Genomic DNA, 19,025 nt, shown 5'->3' with positions numbered 1-19,025 from the left:
GTAGTCGCTCTCCCGAAATGCATCGCTGGACCTCGGTGGTGGTTGGCGTTCTGTTCTCCGGCGCCTTGGTGGGTGCTCTGATGAAGGCCAGGCCTTCCGGTTCCCATTCGAGCGCCCCCGGGCCGAGCGCGTCGGTCTCAGCGGAGCCCGTCGCGTTGCCGGGGCCGATCCCGAGCGGCAGCGCCGGCGACGAAGACCCCACGGCAGGCCTCGTTCCGAGCCCCGAAGACACCACCGACGGCGGCAGGCCGCTCCCGAACGCGGCCCCCTCCGCGGTGTCTTTCGGCGTGATTCTGTTCACTTATCAGGGCGTGCAGTTCGCCCCACCCGGCGCCCGGTCGAAGGAGGAAGCCCTCGAAAAGGCCAAGGCGGTCGTGGAAGACGCCAAGAAGGATTTCGGCGACGCGGTGAAAAAGGGCGACCGCGGCTCGACCAGCGACGCCGGGCGCATCCCCCGCGGCGTCCTGGAACCGGAGATCGAGTACGTACTTTTCACCCTGGAAAAGGGCGCCGTGCATCCAGACCCCCTGGATACCCCCCGCGGATACTGGGTTGTGCGCCGGGTCGACTGACACTCCGCGCTTTCGGCGACAACCCCGCGTAAGGTAAGTGTTACCCGGTTCGTCCCCGTAGATGTCCAGCCCATCGGAAGCCATGACCACTGAGGCGCTAGAGACTGAGCTCGCGCGCCTGCGCGCCGAACACGAGAGCGCCGACAGCGCCGTCGCGCGAGCGATCCTCATGCACGAAATCGCCGTGCTCGAGGAACGAAGCGGCGACAGCAGCGCGGCGGCTCGCGATCAGCTCGATGCCGTGAACGCTGAGCCCGAATTTCACGAGCCCCTCGAGCGCTTGATTCAGATCATTCAGCGGAGCGGGTCGAGCAAGAACTTGGGCAAGCTGCTCGATCGACTGTCGCAGGTCGCGGAGGGCGCAGAGGAACGCGTGCGCGCGTTGCTCGAGCGCGCAGCGCATCTGGTCGACGTCGAGGTGGACACGGACACGGCGCGCGCCGTGCTCGAGGAAGCCGCGGAGGAGAAACCCGACGACTCGGCGGTCTTCCTCTCGCTCGAAGCACTTGCGGGCAAGCTCGGTGACGGCGAGCTGAGAACCCGAGCACTGAGTGCACGAGCCGCGCTGTGTGAGCATCCGGCGTGGCGTGCCCTGCTCTTGCTCGACTCCGCGCAGCTGAGCCTCGAAGACGGGGACACCGACACGGCCGTCGAGCGCATCGAACGAGCCATCGAGCAGAAGAGCCAGGCAACCTATCCCGCGCTCCGCGCGCTGGAGCTCGTGGGCAACCGCAGCTCTCGCTTCGACGTCGTCGCGCGCTCGCTCGAATCCCAGGCTGCACTGCTCCTGCGCGCCGAGTCCGATGCAGCGACGGGCGACTCGCTCGGCGTGCCGCAGCACTCGCGTACCGCGGCGCACGCGGCCGACGCTTGGCTCCGCGCCGCCGACGCCCATCGGCGGCGTGGCGAGGTCGGTGATGCCGCGGCGCTCCTGGATCAAGCCATCGCTCGCGTGCCCGACGAGCCCGCTTTGTCGCACGCCCGGCTGGTCGTGGCCGAGGTCACGGGCGACACACACAAGAGCGCCGAGCTAGCCAAGGGTGAGCTCGAGCGCGGCGCCAAGGGCGGCATCGCTGCTGCGCTTTGGCTGCGCGTCGCCGAGGCTGCGGCCTCGCAAGGTGACTCGGCGCAAGCACTCGAAGCCGTGCGCCGCGCCCTCACGGAAGATCCCGGCAGTATTCCGGCGCGCGTGCTGGAGCTCGATCTCGTGGACTCCGGTGCGGACCCTGCGGCGCTCTCCGCTGCGCTCGAGGCCGCCGCCGAGTCGATGGGAAGCGACGAGGCCAAAGCGCGATACTTCCTGGTCGCGGCCGAGACCTGGTCCCGTCTCGGCTCCGACGTCGGTGGTGCGAAGGCCGCGTTGTCCCAAGCGGGTATGTACGGCGCTTCCCCGCTGACCGTCTCGCGCGTCGCCCGGATGCTCGCGACGCTCGCCAACGACGGAGCTTGGTACGAAGAAGCCACACGCCGCCTGATCGGCGCGCACGCCGCCGAGAACGAGCTCGTCGGGATCTGGTTCGAGCTCGCGCGCTCACGACTGTTGCGTGGCGACGAAGAGCACGCACGAGCGGCATTGGGCTCGCTGCGGGACTCTGACGCGGGCCGCTGGCTCGGTAGCGCGCTCGAAGCCTACGCACTGCCGCTCTTGGCGAGTGATTCGGAAGGCAAGGCGGACGCAGCCCTCGCCAGCTTGGTCGGCCTCGCCACCGAGCCCGCCGCCGGAGGCGCGCTGCGTATGGCGATGGTGCTGCGCGCGCTGATCGGGGGCCGCGAAACTGACGCGCTCGAACAGCTGCGAGCGCTGTGTGCAGACAACCCGAGCAATCTGGCCGCAGCCGCCGCGCTTTCGTCCCTCGCGCGCAAGCGTGAACAGCCCATCGGCGCGGCAGAGGCCCTGGCCGCGAATGCGGCCGTCGCCGAGGACGCGGAGCTGGCTGCTGCTTTCGAGCTCGAAGCAGGCATCTTGTTCTGGCAGGGCGGGGAGCGCGCGCGGGCGGTCGAGGCGTTCACCCGCGCGGCGGATCGCTCACCGACCGCGGGCGGCCCGGTGCTGGCGTGGGCGCTTCGGGCAGCGGAGCCGGACTCGGTCTCGGCGCGCCGACGGGCTCTCACCTCGAGCGAGGATCCCGGCGACGGCAGCCAGGCCCTCGAACGCTTCGGTCTGGAGGTCGGCAAAGAAGGCGATCGCGACGCGGCGCTCGAAGCACTCGAGCTCGTCGCCACCTCGGCGGACGCCGCGGTGCGGGACGCGGGGCTGCTGGGCCGAGCGCTCTACTGCGCGGACGAGACACGCGAACAAGCCCTGGACGATGTGGCCGCATTCGGCGGTGATGCCGAGGCCGTCGCGCGCGCGGCCTTGCACCTTGCCGAGCTCGAGGCGGGTACCCTCGACCCGTCTCGTCGACTCGAGACGGCCGCCGCCTGGGCCCACGCCGATGACAGCGTCGCGCCGGCTTTGGAGTGGCTGGGCGCATCCATCGCGGCATCCGACCGAGAGGCGGAAGCTGGCGCCCGCCGCGCCCTGGCCGAGCGCCTTCCGCAAGGTCCCGCCGCGACCGTGCGCGCAAGCGCCGCCGTCGTTGCATTGTTCTCGGGCACTGAGGGCGAGCCGCTCCTGGACGACGACAGCCCCGCGGCGCGGCTGACGAACCTGGAGCTTGCCCCGCCGGGCTCGGACCCACGCCGTCGTGCTCGCGCGCTGCGCGGTGTGGAAGGCGCATTCGGAGAGGAGAGCACTGCGCTCGCGCGGGCCCTCGCCGGCTGGAACTTGCTGGTGGCGGGTGACGCCGACGCGGCCCTCGAGGCGTTCCGCGCGGTCGTCGAGGAGCACCCAGAAGAAATCATTGGCTGGGAAGGGCTGCGCGTCACGGGCGATCTGATGGGCGACCGCGGGGTCGTCGCCGAGGCCAGCGCGGCGCTCGGTGATGCGGTGAGTGACGACGCGCGGGGCGCGGAGCTGTGGGAAGAGTCCGCGTTCGTGCTGATCGACGAGCTCGGCGACACCGCGCGCGGAGAGTTCGCCTTGTCCCGCGCCATCGCCCGGGACATCGGGCGCTTCAAGTCGTTCGACAAGCTGTTCCGTCTGGTCCGAGCGCGCAAAGACCGAGACCGACTCCTGGAGCTAGTGACACTGCGCCTCGAGGTCGCGGAAGATCCGGACGAGATCGCCAAGCTCTACTGGGAGCGCGCTCGTGTGCTGCGCGAGGCGGGCGACCGGGACGGCGCGCTCACGGCACTCGAGAACGTGACCCTGCTCGAACCGGATCACGTCGGCGCGCTGGCCCTGTCCGGTGAGATTTACCTGACGTCCGGCAAGCTGCCCGAGGCCGCCGAGAAGCTCGCTCGACTCTCGAGCCTGGCCGAAGCTCCGGTGAAACAACGCCTGATGAGCGGCGTGGCCGCCGTCGACATCTACGAGAACAAACTGGGCGACATCGACAAGGCGCTCGAAGTGCTCGACGGCCTCTACCGATCCGGTCTGTCGACCTTGCCGGTGCGCGAGCGACTCGCGCGCGCGGCGGCCAAAGCGCAAGCCTGGGAGCGCGCCACCGTGGTGCTCGAAGAGCTGATGGAAGAGCGCGAAGAGAGCGAAGGCCGCATCGAGGCCGCGCGACTCGCCATGGTCATCCATCGTGATCGCATCGGCGAGCCCGGCGCTGCAGCCGCCGCCGTCACCCGCCTCTTGGCGGAGTCCCCAGCGGACGGCGAGGCCCTGGACCTCGTCCTCTCCGGCGTGTTTCCCCCGGAGATCGACCGAGCCCTGCTCGAGAACGGGCAGGCCGCGCTCGTCCAGGGGCTGATGCGCGAGCCGCTGGACGCCGAGCGCGTCGATCGCCTGGCCCGGGTCGCGGCCCGCGCAGAGAACCCGCCGCTGCGTCAGGCGGCGCTCGGTGCACTCGTGGCCCTCGGCGAGGGCTCGCCCGAGGTCGATCACGAGCTGACGGTTCTCGACCAACGCGTGGCGCGCGTCCCGCAAATCGCCATCGACCCGCGGGCGCTGCCAGATCTTTGCGACCCGCATGATGCCGGGCCCATTCCAGACTTGATGATCGCGATGGCAACGACGTTCGCGGATGCCCTCGGGCCGAACCTGTCGGCGTTCGGCGTGAGCAAGAAAGAACGCGTCGACCCGCGCTCGGGACTGCCGGTACGCAACGAGGTCGCAGCGTGGGCTGGTGCGCTGGGCATCGGGGACTTCGAGCTCTACGTCGGAGGGCCCGATGATCAGGGCATCTTCGGGGTAGCAACCGAGACGCCGGCGATCGTCGTCGGGCGCGCGGTGCAAGCCCCGCTGTCGGCTGCGCATCGCCAGGCGCTCGCGCGGGAGCTGTTCGCGCTCAAGCGAGGCACGACGATCTTGAAACACCGCGACGCTACGGACGTCGCAGCGCTGGTCGTCGCCACGTGTCGGGTGGGCGGTTACGAAATGCCTTCGCCGCAGTACGCAATGCTCGGCGAGTTCCTGCGGGTGCTCACCAAGGAAGTCTCGCGCAAAGTGAAGAAGCTGCTCCCGGACCTGGCGGCGCGTGCCGCAGGCAGGGGTCAAGACCCGGCCGAGTGGGTGCGCGCGGCCACGTCGAGCCTCGATCGCCTGGCGTCGATCGCCGCTGGCGACGTCTCCTGGGTGCTCTCGGGCGCCGGACAACCTCGCGGCCAGCTCGGAGCCTCGATGGAATCGCAGGAACGTACCTCGCGCCTTCTGGCCTTCGTGCTCTCGCCGAACTACCTGAGGCTGCGCGAGCAACTTGGGATGGGCGTTCGATGAGCAAGCCCGAAGATCCCAAGGAGAAGGGCAAACAGCCCGCGCCGGGCGCCGGAAGCGCCGGCCGAAGTGCGAGCGCGCGCAGCATCGGCGAGGAGCTCGGCGATCTCGATTTCGAGCCCGACGCCCTGCTCGACTCGCTGCTGTCGGACGATCCCGCCCCGAGCCAGCCGCCGGCGACGGCCAAAGCCGAAAGCGCGAAGACGGGAGCAGAGGCCGCGGCGCCTGACAAACTCTTCGAGCCCGACGAACGTGCGTGGTCCGCGGACGAGGTCACGATCGCAGCGCCCGTCAACGTCGAGGCGCCGCCGCTCGCGCCGCCCGTCAGCGCACCGCCACCGTCGGGCGCAGGCTTGGATGACGTCGATGATCTGCTGGAGGCGGCGGCACCGTCAGTGCCCGCCCCGGAACCTGCGCCAGCGCCGGTGCCCGCGAAAGCGCCCGCTCCGCCGCCGCGTCCGGTCGCGTCACCGCCGCGACCGCCGCTGCCCCCGCGGCCCGGGGTCCCCCGCCCCGCCCCGTCTGCGCCCCAGCACGAGCCGCCCGTGCCGGACGAGGTCTCCCACGCCCTCCTGAGGGCCGACGAATTCACTGAGCTTCCGCCGAAGACGAGCTCGGACGCGGACATCGACGCGTTGGTGGGCGGTCTCGAGGACGACTGGGGCCCTGAGGAACCCGCCGTCGTCGCATCGCCAGCGGTCCTCGAACCCGCTGCCCCCGCCGACGACGACGTCGGAGCTGACGATGCGCCCGACGAGAGCGCCAGTGACGACGCCGGTGAGGCTCCCGCGGAGGAGCTTCTCGCCGACGAAGGAGCCGACGACGACGAACACGCTAGCTCCGGCGCAGCCGCAGCACCCGAGCCGTTGTGGACGCCGCCCAACTGGGAACAAGACCGACCTGCTGCGGTTCACCTCGCCGAGCAAGACGCTCTCGAGAGTATCGTCGCGCGCGCCGAGTGGTTGGACAAGGAAGCCGCAGCCACCAGTGATCCGGCGGCGAAGGCGCGAGTGCTGCTCGTTGCGAGCGAGCTCTGGGCCATGGCCGGCAACGCGGCAAACGCGCGCGCGTCCGCGAAGCTCGCGCTCACGCTCACTCCGACGGCGCCGCTGGCTCAGCGCCAGAACCGGCTGCTGGCCGCAGAGGAGCGGGATTTCAAGACCGTCGCGGTTGCGCTCGATACCGAGGCCAAGAGCAGTGCGAACCCGGATGTCCGGGCGCACGCGGTCTACCTCGGCGCGGAGCTCGCACGGCTCGTCGCCAAGGACGACACTCAGGCCGATCGCAGGCTCGATGTGCTGCACAAGCTCGACGCAAGAGACCCGCGTCCCGCGCTGATGAAGCTGGGCAGGGAGCTCGGTGCCAGCTCGAAGCCGGCCGCGGCCCCAGCCGGGCTGGACGGAGACCTGCTGCCGCTGGCGCGCGCGCTGGCCGATCTGACCAGCCTGCGCTCCGGGGCGCCGCCGAGCCCGGACACCCAGTCCCTGCCAGTCCAGTTCGATCGAGCCCGGCGCGCTCTGGCCACCGGCGACGCCGCGAGCGCAGGCGTCGCGACCGCGAAGCTCGCAAAGCTCCCCGGCTTCGAGATGGCCGCCAGCTGGCTCGCAGCTTCCCTGTTGGCATCGCACGCTTCGACGCGACCACAAGCCATCGACCTGCTGAAGGCGATCGCGGCTCGGACTGACGCGCCGGCGGCGAGCCGAGCCCTGGCTGCGCGCGCTCTCGAACAAGGTGATCCTTCCGCCTTGTCCGCGCTGCTCACCGGCGATGCCGCCGATCGCGCGGAGCTGTCGATCGCGGATCGCGTTGCGCTCGCGGCTCTCACCGGCGGTGGGGCCGAGCTGGCGGAGCGCTGGCTCAGCGATCTCGAAGGTGACCCGCGTCTCGCACCGCTGGCCAGCGCGGCCGCGTACACGATGCGGCCCTTGTCCGCCCAGGCCGACCTCGTATGCGGGGATGAAAAGAGCCGCACCGCCGTTGCGCTCGGACACAGCATGGTGGCCGCGCAGATCGAGGGCGCGGAGCCCGGCATCCTCAGAGCCGCGCTCGAGCGGTATTCGGTCGCACACGAGGGCGACCCATTGGTCGACGCCCTCGAGGCCGAGCTGGCCCTGTCGGCGAGCGCGGCGTTCCGCGTGGCCCAGGTCCTTGCGAGCTGGCCCGGCGCGGACGACCCGATCGCCGAGCGCGACCGGCGTCTGGCGGCCGGACTGGTGCACGAACTGGGCAAGGACAAGGACTCTGCGACCCGCGAGTACTCTGCGGCGCTCCGAGCCGATCCCGCGTCCGAAGCGGCGATGCGGGCGCTCTCGGGAACTGCTGACCCGAGCGCGATGGTCGACCTGCTCGTGGGCCTGTCGGACGCGGCCGGCGACGACGTGACCAAGTCGTTGCTGCTGACCGAGGCCGCACTCCGGGTTGGCTCCGAGAGCTCGGACTTCCCGGCCCTCATCGATCGCGCACAGGAGCTCGCTCCCGGGCTGCCGTTTGCGTATCGGCTGGGGAAACAGCACGCCCGGCGCCGAGGGGACGGCGAAGCCTTGCTCAGCTGGCTGCGGCGCCGAAAAGAGAACGCTTCGGATCCCATCGAAGAGGCGTTCGACAAGATCCGTGAGGCGCTGTTGCTCGCCGACTCCGACGGCGAAGCCGCGGCCGCACTGCTCGCCGATGCGAGCCAAGCACGCGCCGCCGACGTCTCCATGCACGAGCTCTTCGAGCGGCTGTCGCCCGCCGCTGGCAGCTCCCGAGGAGCGTGGCGCGAGTCCGTCGCCGCCTCGCAGGAAGGCTCTGGCAAGGTGCGCCTGCTGGTGGAGGCTGCGCTCGAATACGAACGTGCGGACGACCTGCCCGCCGCATCGCGGGCGGCCTCGGCCGCCGCGGGGGCCGGTGACAGTGCCTTCGCCCGAGTCACCGCGGAGCGCCTGGCAGCGTTCGGACCCCGAGGCGCGGAGCTCGCCGAACAATTGCTCGCTGAGGCGAAGGCAGCGACCGAACCGGCGAAGCAGGAGGAGCTCTACGAACGCCTGAGCGCCCTCGACGTTGCACGAGGAGACGCATCGAGCGCGCTGCTCTGGCAGAGCGCGATCCTGGAGAGCAACCCGAAGAACTTGAGGGCGTTGCGCGCGCTCGAGCACGCCTACCTGTCCGACGGTCGGACGGAAGAGCTCGAACCAATCGCAGCGACGCTGGCAGGCCTGCTCGATCGCAACGAAGCCACGGCGCACGCGATGCTGGCGGCGCGTTTGCGCCTGCTGGCCGGCAATGCCGATGGGCTGCGGGAGCTCGCCGAGCTCACCCAAACCCACCCTCCGCCGTCACTCTGGGCGTTGCGCACGCTCAGTGTCGCCGCCCGTAACGGCGACGACGACGAGCTCGGTCTGGCGGTCGAACGCCAGCTGAGCGAACGCGTCGCACGTGCGATCGATGCCGCCACCCTCGCGCTCCGTGCCGCCGAGGCAGCCATTCGGCTCGGCAAGCTCGAAGACGCAAAAGCCCTGCTCGACCGCGCCGTCGAGCTGGTGCCCGAGCACCCCGTGGCGCTGGCCCGCCAGGCGGAGATCCTGGAGAAGCTCGGCGACGCACGCGGCGCTGCCGAGGCCCTCGAGGCGCTGGCCGGCGCAAGCACCGTCCCGACTCACCAGGCAGAGCTCTGGCACAAAGCCGGTTGCCTCTGGCTGGACGCGGTGAAGGACGACGAGCGCGGTCAAGCCGCTCTAGAATTCGTCGCCGACCTCGATCTGACCCGTGCCGACGTGTTCCCGCGTTTGCGCGATCTGTACGTGAAGCTGGAGCAGCGAGAGAAACTGGCTGAGCTGCTCGAGCGGCGCATCGCCCTGACCGACGACCCAGACGAGCGGGTCTCGCTCGAGGTGACGCGGGGCAAGGCGTTGGCCGACATCGGCGACCGGTCCGCCGCGAAAGAGGCGCTGTCCGCCGCGCTGGACGCCAACCCCGATCACGCGGATGCGCTGGATGCCTTTGCCGAGCTCGCGGTGCACGAGGGCGACTGGGAGGGCGCCGAACAGGCCTGGATCCGCCTGGCCCGTCAGTCCACCGAGCCGGAGCAACAAGCGGAAATCTACCGCAAGCTCGGCGGCCTGTACGACGTCGACCTGCCGAACCCGCAGCGCGCCGAGCTGTCCTACCGCGAGGTCCTGAAACGCCTCCCGAACGACGTGGGCGCAATGGAGTGTCTGGTGCAGGTCTACGGACGACTCGGGGACATCCCAAAGTCACTCGAGCTCCAGACCGAGCTCTTGAACCGTGCAGGCACGCCGGAAGAAAAACGCGATCGCACCATCGAGCTCAGCCGTGTGCAGGAAGACCTGCAGCGCGACCGGCGCAAAGCCGAGGCAACCCTGGACAAGGCGCGCAAGACCTGGCCGCAAGACGGCGTCGTGCTGCGGGCGCTGGCCGAGTTCTATCGCCGCGGTGGCGAGGCGACTGCGTTGAACGTGCTCCTCGACCGAGCGGCCAACGACTCGCGTCGGGCGCTCGGAACCGGGCGCTTCGACGCGGCGCTGTTCGAATCGCTGGCGGCGGTAGCCGAGCTGCGCGGCGGAACCGACGCGGCGCGCGTCGCCAACGCGACCCTCGCTGCGTTGACCGGACAGCAACCCCAGATCGACGGCGTTGGTCTCAAGGCGGGGGACGCCCGCCTCGACGACCTGCTCGCGCCGGAGCTCTTGAACCTGCCGCTGCGAGCGTTGCTCAAGAAGGTCGGGGACGCGCTCGACGGTGCTTACGCGATGGATCTGCGGTCCATCCGCGCCACACCCTTGCCGTCCGAAGCCGCGGTGCTCGCGTCGCAGGTGCAACAGATGGCCACCGCGTTCGGCATCCACAACGTGGAGGTCTATGCGTCCGCAGCGCTCGGCCCCACCTGCACGCCGGCCAGCTCCGCGCCCCCGCGCCTCGTGCTCGGCACGGAGCTGCTCGCCGCGGACATCGACGAGACGGCGCGCACGTTCTTGATCTTGCGTGCACTGAAGCTCTTGCAAGCCCGGGCGTCGACCCTGTCTCGCACTGCCCCGATCGATCTCTGGCCGGTGCTTGCGGGCATGCTCAGCGTATTTGCTCCGACCTGGCAACCGGCGGGTGTGGACGCAAAGAAGGTTGCCGAACACCAGACTCGGCTCAAGGCGGCACTGGTGCGGGAGCTCGACACCGACGTTCCCGTCCTCGCGATGGAGGTCATCGGCTCGATCGGCAACCGTGCTTCGCAGCTCGGCACCGCCGTGAATCAGTGGGGCAACCGCACCGCGCTCCTGGCGCTCGGCTCACCCAGCGCCGCGTTGCTCGGGGTCGCGCTCGGCGGCGGCCACCCCGAAGGCCCACCGGAAGACGCGAGCGAACGCCTCAAGTGGATCGTGCGCAACCCGGAGGCGCGCGATCTCGCCGTCTTCAGTGTGAGTGAGCAGTACGCCGAGGCGCGGCGCCGGCTCGGCGTCGAAGGCTGAGCGCAGCTTCGACGCCTCGCCCGCTCACTCGACGACGAAGCGGACCGGCTCACTGAGCTCACCCCGCGCGCTCGCGACCCGGACTTCATGCTGCCCGATCGCGAGCGGCCAGCTCACCGCAAACGGTGCCCCGCTCGACCCGACACTCTTGCCATCCACGACGAAGCGTACACTCGAGTCGCCGGCCGCCACGCGCGCCCGGAGCACGATGGCCTGTGCGCGTGCAGGCAAGCCCGGATCCCGGACGAAGCGCGCGCCTTCGAAGGGGAAGGCCAGACGCGCTGGCGCACTGTCCAAGCGGACGTCTTGGCCGGGACAGCGAGGCGACCACGCATCCGGCACCACAGGCCGCCCCGTCGCCGCGGCCCAGGCCGTGAACCGATCGGGATAGCGCTCGCGGATCTCCGGCCGCGCCGCCGCACAGGCAGCGCCCGCCCGCAGCCCGTTGTTCGGGTCGATCGCAACCTCGACGTGCAGGTCGCAGTGGCTGTGCACCCCCCGCCCGGGCACAAACCGCTCGCGGATGCGCTGTGAGCAGTGAGGCCCCGGCAGCTCGCCACTGAGAGCACACACCTCGATCTCCTCGAGCACGCCCGGGGCGACGAGCGGCTCGGTCTTCCTTCCGCGCATCGCCGCCATCATCACATCGGCAAACAGCGGAGCCGCACCGGTGACGCCGCTCGAACCGCTCATCGGGTGGCCATCGAAGTTGCCGACCCAGACAGCGACGCTGAGCTCGCGCGTGTAACCCACGGTCCAGTTGTCGCGGAAGCCCTTCGAGGTTCCGGTCTTCACCGCCGCGGGGAACGGCAGCTCGAGCACGTTGCCGCGTCCGAAGGCCGCGACGCGCGCCTTCGGGTCGGAGAGGATGTCCGTGAGCAGTGCAGCGACCTCCGCTGGCATGACCCGAACCTCCTCCCGGGGAGGCAGCGCAATCTGCTCGCCCTTGGCGAGCCGCGCGCGTGTCACCGCCCGGAGGGGTCGGAACAGGCCACCTCGCGCCAGTGTCGCGTAGGCGTTCGCGAGCTCGGCCAGCGTGACCTCGCCATCCCCCAGAGCGATGGCGGCACCGTAGTGTTCGGCGGCTCGGTCGAGCGCCGTGAACCCGACGCGGTGCAACGTCTCGAGCACGTGCGCGGGTCCGGCCTCTTGGGCCACGAACACCGCGGGCACGTTGTACGAGTTGCCCAGCGCCTCTCGCAAGCGCACGGGGCCGTGGAAACGTCCGTCGTAGTTCCGCGGCGAGTAGTCCCCCTCCGGCGTCGAGAGGTGCAGCTCCACATCCGGCAAGATACTGCCGGCGCCGAGGCCCATGCGCTGCATGCCGGTGGCGTAGACGAAGGGTTTCAGCGTCGACCCGGGCTGCCGCAGCGCGAGCACACCGTCGTTTTGCCCGAGGCTCCGCTGATCGAAGAAGTCCGGCGAGCCGACGTAGCTGAGTATGTCACCGCTCTGGTTGTCGATCACGATGACCGACACTGCACTCGCGTCGTAGCTCGCGATGCGTTCGCGCGTCTGCCGGGCGAGCACACTCACCTCACGCTGCAGATCCGCGTCCAGCGTCGTGACGACCTCCGACAGTTTCTGGTCGATGAGCTCCGGCTGGAGCGCCCCGGACAGCACCGCCCGGACGAAGTGCGGCGCGCCACCCTCGCTGCCGCCCTTGGTGAGCACGATCGGCTCCGCCTTGGCGCGCTCGACGGCGTCTCGCGTGCTGAAGCCGTTGTCCAGCATGCGGTCCAGCACGCGGTCGCGGCGCCGAGTGAGCCGCGTGGTGCCCCGCTGTGGGTCGTAGAGGGTGGGACCGCGGGGCATTGCGGCCAGCGCCGCGGCCTCGCTCAGCGACAGCTTGGCGGCGGGTTTGTCGAAGTAGAGCCGGCTCGCAGCCTCGATGCCGCGCACGTTGGGCCCGAACTCCACTCGGTTCAGGTACTCCTCCAGAATGTGCCGCTTGTCGAAGTGAAGATCGACGCGGAGCGCGATGGCCATCTCGCGCAGCTTCGCCCCGAGTGTTCGGGGACGCGGAACCACGTTCTTCACCAGTTGCTGCGTCAGCGTGCTCGCCCCGGACACGATGCGCCGGTGCCAGAGCGCCTGCCCGACGGCGCGTACGACGGTCAGCGGATCGACGCCCGGATGCCAGTAAAAACGCTGGTCTTCCGCCGCCAGAATCGCGAGCGGCACCTCCTTTGGCAGCTCCGCCAGCGTCACGGGGGCGCCGAGCCCGCCCTCCCGCGTTCGCACCTCGGTGACGAGCCGCCCGTGGGCGTCGTGGACCCGAACACTCGTCGCGAGCGCGCTCTCCGCCGGCAAGAGCGCGTCGGGGATGCGCTGGAACGACGCGGCCACCAGGAGCGCGATGATCGGCGCGAGCAGCGCACCGAGCAGAGCACGCGCCGCCGGACTGCGCACCCAGCGGAGCGCCGCGGTCAGCCTTCGTCGCCCCATCATCGGATCTCCATCAGCGACGCAGCCGTGCGACCGAACGTCTCCGGTGTGTACATCTCCTCGGCTTTGGTGGGTGGCACGATGAACTTCCCCAGCGTCGTCGCCCGCGCCAGGTACCGATAGTGGTACATGCCGGCGGCCATGTGATCGACGAAGAACACCACACGATCGTCCCGCAGCTCGCGCCGGTACCAGCTCTCGAGGAAGGCCGAGCCGTGAGCCACGCGGTCTTCGTACTCGTCGTCGCAATCGTAACAGTCGTTCGAACCCTCGCCGCCGTCCCCCGCGCCGGCCCGGAGCCAGGCGGCGGTCGTGCTCAGGTTGGTGTCGACCGCCTCGAAGCCTGCCGGTAGGGGATCGTCGATCACGACGAACTCGCGCGGGCTGGGGGTGACAATGACCAGATCGGCCATCACCAGATCACCCCCGCTGAGCTTCGTGACACTCGCGTCAGGCAGGCTGAGGAGGGCATCACCGAGGGTGTCCGCCGTCACGCGCCGCAGCGTCTTTTGCACGAAAAAACCCCGGTCGAGCGCCTGCGACGGCAGCGTGCGCCGTGCGTACTTCAGGCGCGCCTCGTAGAACAGCGTGCCCGTGCCCTGCTTCTCGAACACCAGCGTGCCGCCCGAACCCAGCTTGGCGCTCGGGATCCGGTGGTCCACGGTCTCGAGGTTTCGGCCGTGCATCTCGGCCTTCACGAGCTCGTTCCCGCTCAGCCAGATCTTGGCCACGTAGTCCGGCACGTACTTCTCCTCGGAGCGCCGGTACTGGTCGAGAGCGATCAATGAAAACGCGGTCTCTTGAGTCGAGCGCCACTGGCCACCCTTGCGCACGGAGACCAGACCGCGGGCCAGCGGGCTCGCCAGCGGGTGCCCCGATTTGACGGCGACCAGGGCGCGCAAAACCAGCGCGCTCGTGCGGGCCGTCGAGTCCATCACCACCGCGTAGTCGTTGCCGAGGTTCTCGTTGGCGAAGGCCATGTTGGCATCGAGGCGCAGCTGGCCTTCGATCTCCCCTGCGAGTTTGTCGATCATCTCGCGCTTCTGCTTGGAGATCGCCAGGGCGTGCAGCAAGAACGCCTGCCCGAACAGCGGCATCTGCTTGCGGCTCTCGTACAGACGGCTCATGTAGCCCGTGTCCGGCGCCCCAACCTCCGCGAGCACGTCGACCACGAAGGCGGCGGTTGCCTTCCACATCTCGTCCTCGCGAGCCTGCTCCAGGTAACGGCGCACGTAGGTCCGGGCCTGTTCAATGCTGCGAGTCGGCACCGCTGCTCCGCCCTGCTTGGCTTGATGCAGCACCCAAAGGGCGTAGGTGCTGACCCAAGGTGAGCTCTCGGGGGAGTCCGGCCACATGCCGAACCCGCCATCGGAACGCTGCCGCGAGAGGATGTCGGCCACGGTCTTCTCGATCACGGGGGACAGCTTCTTCGGCAGCTCGAAGTGGTAGTCCCGGGCGAGCTCGCGCAGCGGCACGAGCGGCATCAAGCGGCTCGAGAGCTGCTCGGTGCAGCCGTACGGATACTCGATCAGCTGTTCGATGCCAGCATCGAGCCCAACCAGGGCACTGCTCGACAAAGACAGCTCGAGCGAACCGACGTCACGGCGGATGGCGCTCAGATCGCCCAGCTGCTCGCCGCTCGCTTTGTCGGTCTGGCCGTACAGCGCCACGGCTTCCATCACCAGCGGGACCTTGACCTCGCGCTCGACCTCGACAGCGTCCCGCTCTCCCTCGGCCTTGGCCTCGAAGTACAGCTTCGCGTGCCCCGCGGTCTTGGCGAGCATCGGGAACCGTACCTCTACGGACTGATCCCGCCCGAGCTGGATGACCCGTTCCGCCTCACCGGACAGCTCGAGTCCCTCGACTCTGGCCTTCACACTGACGTTGGCGGGGCCGAAACCCTTGGAGGTGACCACGACGCCGGCGTCGAGCTGATCGCCGGCGCGCACGAAGCGGGGCAGCGCCGGTCGCGCCATCAGACGCCGGCTGGTGACCACGCGCGCTTCGCCGTACCCGTAGCGGTCGTCGAGGCTCGTTGCCACCGCCATCAGGCGATACGTCGTGAGGCTCTCGGGGATCTTGAAGCTGACCTTGGCGAGACCCGCGCCGTCCGTGATCAACGTCGGGTTGAAATAGGCGCTCTGGCGGAAGTCCCGGCGTGCACTCTGTTTCCCACCACCACCGTCTCCTCCGTCCTGACCCTTGTCGACGCCGAGCACCGCGCCCAGATCGAGACCGAGTCGGGCCAGCGCTTCGCGCGATTCGAGCGTCGCCACCTGCAGTGGGCGCGACGCGGTGAATACCGGCAGCGGATCCGGTGTGCGATAACCGATCAGACTGAGCACACCCTCGTCGACGGCGTACAGGGTCACCTCGGCGCTCCTGGGTTTGCCCGCGGCGTCCCGCACCCGCACCTCGACCTCGGCGGTGGCGCCGGGACGCAGTTCTTTGTCCTTCGGTCGCACGTCGACCTTCAACCGGCGTGCTTCGGGATCGATCACCAGCTCCGCGTATCCCGCGCGGTACTGCGGCGCGCCAACGTCGGCCTTTCGGCGGTCGGTCGGCGGCGCTTTGCTGCGACCGCGGAGCAGGTGCACACTCACGAACGCGTTGGGGCGCATCGTGTCCGTGATGAGTACCTCGACGGTCGGTGTCGTTCCGACCAGCTTCTTGCGCTCGGACCTGTAGACCCCTGCCCGCTCGACCGTGATCAACGCCTCGGCGTCCGGGAACGGCGACTTGATCAGCACGCGCGCAGTGTCGCCGACCTTGTACGACTTCTTGTTGAGCGAAAGGTCGAGCTTCATGCGGTCGTTGTCGCTCCAGGTCTGAGCACCGGCCCCGATGCCGAAGAAGCTGAGCGCGGCCTCCGTTCGGTTCTTGCGCTCGTCCGTGGCGCGGGCGCGAAGCAGGTAATAACCGCCCTCTTTGACCTCGATCGAACACGCCGCCGGCGCGCTGGCCGTGACCACGGAGCAGGACCCCATGGCGGTGTCGATGGGCTTGGAGATCGAGTGAAAACGTCCGCCGCCGACGTCTTGTCGCGCCAGCGTCCACTTGCGCCGCACGAGCTCGACGTTCACCGCCTTGCCAGTGAGCTTCTCGCCCTTGGGCGAGAACGCGAGGACCGCGGTCGTGACCCGCCCGGGCGCGTTCACGAAATAGTCGTCGAGCTGTTTCAGGCCGACGTAGAAGGTCGCCGGGTGCACGACGGCGCTGGTGCTACCGCCGATGGACTGGCGTGAAACATCGGTGACCTCCGCGTCCAAGGTGACGAGCTCTGGACCGCGCTGCCCGGGCAGCGTGAGCGCGAGCTCCGTGCGGAGCTTGCCTTGCGCATCGAGCTTGCCGGTCTCGGTCTTGAGCTGCGCGGCCCCGGAGTCGGCGTCCTCGTCGTCGGCGAAGAACTCTCCGCCATCCGTCGAGTACTCCTCCGTGCCAGGTGGCGCGAAGCTGGTGCGACTGCGCGAAATCGTGTAGCGGACACCGGCCTTTGCCATCGGCGCGCCGAACAGGTAATCGCCGTGGGCATCCCAGCGGGCCTTGTCCCCGCGCACGTAGTCCGGGCGGTCGCTCTCGGCGCTGACCTTGAACTCCGCCGCGCGATACTCCGCGACCTCGAAGTACTGGTTGATGCCCTCGTCTTCACCCAGCCCCTCGGTGCGAACCTGCCAGCTGCCCAGCGCGCCAGTGCGCGGGATCTTCAGGCTCGCGTTGAAGGTGCCGAACTTCCCGAGGTTGACCTTTTGCCGGGAGACCTCGTCGCCGTCCGGCGAGCGCAGAGAGAGCTCGAGCGCCAGGCGCGCGGGGATCGAATTGCCGGAGGGCACCTCGGTGCGGACGATGCCCTTCAGCTGCACACTGTCCCCGGGGCGGTAGATCCCGCGCTCGGTGAAGAGCATGCCGTAGCTCTTCTGGCTGCCCGAGAGATCCGTCGCGACCCCAAACCGCCAGCCGTCGAGGTGATCGGAGACGTACCGGTAGGACCAGTCGTCGCCTTCACGCGCCACGACCACGGCGCGCGACGCGGGCTCGTCTTTGTAGAAGTTCGGCTGAAAGTCGGCGGCCGGAATCGAGGCGATACCTCGGGAGTCCGTGTCGTACACCTTCACCGGAGCGCCGGTTCTATGGAGCTCGACCTTGGCGCCCGCCGCCGGTGCACCACTCGACAGATGTGAGACCCAGACCAGCGAGCCGTGGCGCGAGAGCTTGGCGCTGATGGCCAGATCACTGACAGCGAGCACGCGTACGTCCGTGCCAATGCGCTCGCGCTCCGGCCGGGGGCCCTTGCGCGCCTCCCGCTCCGTCCAGCGGATCCCCAGTGCCATCGCCCCGCGATGTGCGCCGGGCAAGACGGCGCTCGGGTCGACGAGCTCCTTGGACAACACGTTCGCGGGCGCGCCGGGCTTCACTCGGCGCTGCTTGGCCCCCGCCAGTTTCACGAGCGTACCCAGGCGAGCTTCGGCTCGGCTGCCGTCAGCCATGACGAGAAGATCTGCGGGAGTGAGTGCCGCGGTCGTCAGCTCGTACTCCTTGACGTTGACCGCACCGATCTTGATGGGCCTTGCCGTCACCGGCTCCACCACGTCACCCGAGACGCCGATCTCCACCGTCGGCCAGAGATCGTCGACCACGATCTTCTCCGTGTACGCCTTGCCCATGCGCTGACCGAAACGGTCCGTCAGATCGGCGTTGACGCGCAGCATGTAGCTGGCCCCGGGGCGCAGCTTGGCGGAGAAACCCGCGTAAGTCGTGGCATCGTCTTCGTCGCGCCACGTCTCCCACTGGATGCCAGCGTTCGGAGTGAGGCTGACTGCGCGGCGCAGATCTTTGAGCTTCACTGCGTTGGAGAGCTCGAAGCTGAGCCCCGAGCCTGCCATGCAATCACCATTCGGAGTGTCGCGGTTGCAGCTCACCCGCGTGACCTGCAAGGGACCGTAGGTCTCGAAGCTCACGGCGTCGGCTCGACCTGCCGGCAGCGGTCCCTCTTCGCCAACCAACGCCGCACCGATGGTGAAAGCGAACGCGGAGTGAATCGGCAGCGGCAGATTCGGAGTCACCAAGAGACGCTTGGCCTGGGCGGGATTGGGGCGCTTCACGCTGAACGCCAGCGGGCGCGCTTTGCCCCCGCTGGTTGCGACCAGGCTGCTCGCCCGCGCGAGCACGTCGGGGTCGACGGGCTGGTTGAACAGCAGCTCGAGCGTCGTCTTCGGCTCGAGACCCCGTGCACCCGACGACGGCGTGGATCGCACGAGACGAGGCAATGGTGTAGAGAGCTCGAACCGGTGGGGTGAGCCGAGGGTCGAGCCGTCGAGCGCGCGGGTGCTCGCGGGGATCTCCACGCGAATGTTGGTGGCGCCGGGCAGTCTGCCCTCGCGCGGCACGAACAACAGCGCCCGCGTTCCGACCCACTGCCAGCGCCCTTCGAGCTTGGGCGTGGTCTCGATGGGCGGCACCGCTTCGTCCCCAGCCAGGGACAGTGCACGCAGTGGGCGGCTGAAGACGACACTGAGCTCCGCGCCCGTCGTCGCCTCGCCCTTGGGACCGGCGAAGACCACTCGGAACGGTCCATCTTCACCGCGTCCTCCTTCCCCCTTGCCGAGCGACAAGGTGCGCGACGGGACGACGCTGGGCATGGTCGCGCCCCCGGGCACACAAGCCGCCGCGACCAGGGTCAGGGCGACGAGCAACGAGCGAAATCGCCGAAGCGGTGACTGGGACCTGTTGGATCTGGGGGAGCGCATCCGGGACCATCCTCCGAGCACCCGTCAGCAACGGGCGTGC

Annotated in this window: 5 protein-coding genes; 3 read left to right on the top strand and 2 right to left on the bottom strand. The window is 69.4% G+C overall.

The features are described from left to right. Positions 1–17 precede the first annotated feature (17 nt). The 3 genes from IPI67_40070 to IPI67_40060 all read left to right on the top strand — a co-directional run bounded on the left by IPI67_40070 (position 18) and on the right by IPI67_40060 (position 10,793). Entirely contained in the window at positions 18–572 is a 555-nt protein-coding gene (locus IPI67_40070) for a peptidylprolyl isomerase (GenBank protein ID MBK7586373.1), read from the top strand. A gap of 82 nt (positions 573–654) precedes the next feature. After that, positions 655–5,337 (top strand): tetratricopeptide repeat protein, encoded by a 4,683-nt coding sequence (locus tag IPI67_40065; protein MBK7586372.1) that lies wholly within the window; start codon positions 655–657, stop codon positions 5,335–5,337. Continuing rightward, the gene (locus tag IPI67_40060; protein ID MBK7586371.1) at positions 5,334–10,793 is read left to right on the top strand and encodes a hypothetical protein; all 5,460 of its coding nucleotides are present in this window, start codon (positions 5,334–5,336) and stop codon (positions 10,791–10,793) included. The genes IPI67_40065 and IPI67_40060 overlap by 4 nt, the downstream gene beginning before the upstream one ends. Before the next feature lie 24 nt (positions 10,794–10,817). On the opposite strand, the gene pbpC is transcribed toward IPI67_40060, so the two are convergent. Then, positions 10,818–13,241 (bottom strand): penicillin-binding protein 1C, encoded by a 2,424-nt coding sequence (gene pbpC, locus IPI67_40055; protein ID MBK7586370.1) that lies wholly within the window; start codon positions 13,239–13,241, stop codon positions 10,818–10,820. Beyond that, positions 13,241–18,985, bottom strand: a complete 5,745-nt coding sequence (locus tag IPI67_40050) for a hypothetical protein (GenBank protein MBK7586369.1) — start codon at positions 18,983–18,985, stop codon at positions 13,241–13,243. Before IPI67_40050 ends, pbpC begins: the two co-directional genes overlap by 1 nt. Positions 18,986–19,025 lie beyond the last annotated feature (40 nt).

This window comes from Myxococcales bacterium (assembly GCA_016706225.1).
Lineage (GTDB): Bacteria > Myxococcota_A > Polyangia > Polyangiales > Polyangiaceae > JADJKB01.
The sequence above is the reverse complement of the archived record's forward strand: the minus strand, read 5'-3'. Positions and strand labels throughout refer to the sequence as shown.